At 72.7% G+C, this 1,880-nt stretch carries 3 protein-coding genes; 2 read left to right on the plus strand and 1 reads right to left on the minus strand.

Annotated elements, in window-relative coordinates:
• Positions 1–614, plus strand: a 614-nt coding sequence (locus FV222_RS24625; RefSeq protein ID WP_147815873.1) for an aminotransferase class IV, incomplete at its 5' end; no start/stop codon positions are given.
• On the plus strand, positions 611–1,042 hold the full coding sequence (locus FV222_RS24630) for a DoxX family protein (protein WP_147763085.1): 432 nt from the start codon (positions 611–613) through the stop codon (positions 1,040–1,042). The genes FV222_RS24625 and FV222_RS24630, both read left to right, overlap by 4 nt.
• A 195-nt stretch (positions 1,043–1,237) precedes the next feature.
• On the opposite strand, the gene FV222_RS24635 is transcribed toward FV222_RS24630, so the two are convergent.
• A partial coding sequence (locus FV222_RS24635; RefSeq protein ID WP_147815874.1) for an invasion associated locus B family protein occupies positions 1,238–1,880 on the minus strand: 643 nt, incomplete at its 5' end.

Consider the following 1,880-nt stretch of genomic DNA (forward strand, 5'->3'; position numbering starts at 1 on the left):
GCACCAGCCCCCGCGGCCTCGCCCCGCCCGCCGACCCGCACCCGACGCTGTTTGCGACCGCGGCGGCCAGCGACCCCGGCATCGCGTTCGCGCCGCTGCGGCTCTGGCCCACGGCCATCGCCCGGAACGAGACGTCGCCCCTCGCGCAGCTGAAGGCGCTGGGCTACGGCGACGCGATCCTCGCCGCGCGGGACGCCCGCGCCGCCGGCTTCGACGAGGCCCTGTTCAGCAACACTCGGCAGGCGCTCGCCTGCGCCGGCACCGGCAACGTCTTCGCGCTGTTCGGCGAGCGCCTGGTCACGCCGCCGCTCACTGATGGAGTGCTGGCCGGCATCGTCCGCGCCGTGGTGATCGCGCAGCTCGCGCCGGCCTGCGGGCTCGCCTGCGAGGAGCGCTCCATCACGCTCTCCGAGCTGCGCCGCGCCGACGCGGTGTTCGTGACCAACTCGCTGCGGCTGATCGCGCCGGTCACGGCGATCGGCGATTCTGGCGGCGGCGACACCGGCTACGCCCGCGACCATTGCCTACTGATGCGGCTGATGGCGGCCCTGCGCGACCGCGTCGCTGCGGAGTGCGGCGTGTCAACGAACGACGTCTCGATCGGGGCGACATGACGGGGGCTCAAAAGACGCATGCGCCCGACGGTCCCGGGCGGGTCTGGCTGCGGCGCGGCCTCGTCGGCCTCTACGGCCTCGTCGGCGCGGTGCACCTCGCCTCCCCCGACACCTTGATGCCGATCATGCCGGCCTGGGTGCCGGAGCCGCGCCTCGTCATCCTCGGCACCGGCCTCTGCGAGATCGCCGGCGCCCTGGCGCTGACGAGCCCAACTTGGCGCCGGGCTGCCGGGATCGGGCTCGCGCTCTACGCGCTCTGCGTCTGGCCGGCCAACGTCAAGCAGGCGATCGAAGGGATCGTCGTGCCGCCGCTGCCGGATTCCTGGTGGTATCACGGGCCCCGCTTGGCGTTCCAGCCGGTGCTGATCTGGGCGGGGCTGTATGCCGGCGGCGCGATCGACTGGCCGTTCGGCGGCGCGCGGCGCTGACCCTAGCCTCCGAGAGACCAGGATCGCGTGATCTCAGGATCCGGTGATGCAACGATCCGGTGATGCAACGATCCCGTGATCCCGTGATCACGGGCCGGTCGGCGAGGACGCCCGACGCATGAAAAAAGCCCGGCGCTTCGGAGCGCCGGGCCTTGTCGGTGCGCCGATCCCGAGGGCGGGATCGGCGGTCGCGGATCAGGGCTTGGGGGCCGGCGCGGCGCCGGCCGCGCCGGGCTGCTCGAGCTTCTTGCGCATGTCCTCGCTGCGCTTCTCGAGCTCCGACTGCAGCTTCTTCTGCTGCTCCTCGAGCACCTTCGGGTCCATGGCCGGGCCGTCGAAGGCCTTGCCGAAGCCGGCGAGCGGCACGGCGAAGGTCACCTCGCGCTGGGTCTGGTTCTGCACCGAGACGTTGAGCGTGGTGCCCTTCTTCATCGCGGCGACGACGCCGGCGTCGACGCCGCCGGCCTCGGCGAAGCAGCCGTTGGGGAAGCAGACGGCGAACTTGCCGGCGGTGCCCTGCTGGCCGTCGACGGTGAAGCGGATGCCGGGCTGCAGCAGCAGGCCGAGCGGCAGCAGGTAGCGCACCACGCGCACCTCCTGCTTCGTGGCCGGGTTCTTCATCTCGTACACGGCGACCGCGAGGACCGGCTGGCCCTGGTCGGAGACGAAGTCGCGGGTGGTGTAGCAGATGTCGGTGCCCGAGCCGCCGTCCTTGCCGCAGACCTTGGTCCAGTCGGCCTGGCTCGGCTCGGACTTCACGGTCACGGTCTGCGGGCCGGTCTGCGCCGCGGTGTTGGCCGCCGGCGTGCTCTGGCCCGGTGCCGGCGCCGTCGGCGCG

It is taken from the genome of Methylobacterium sp. WL103, from assembly GCF_008039885.1.
In the GTDB taxonomy this organism is placed as follows: Bacteria; Pseudomonadota; Alphaproteobacteria; order Rhizobiales; family Beijerinckiaceae; genus Methylobacterium; species Methylobacterium cerastii.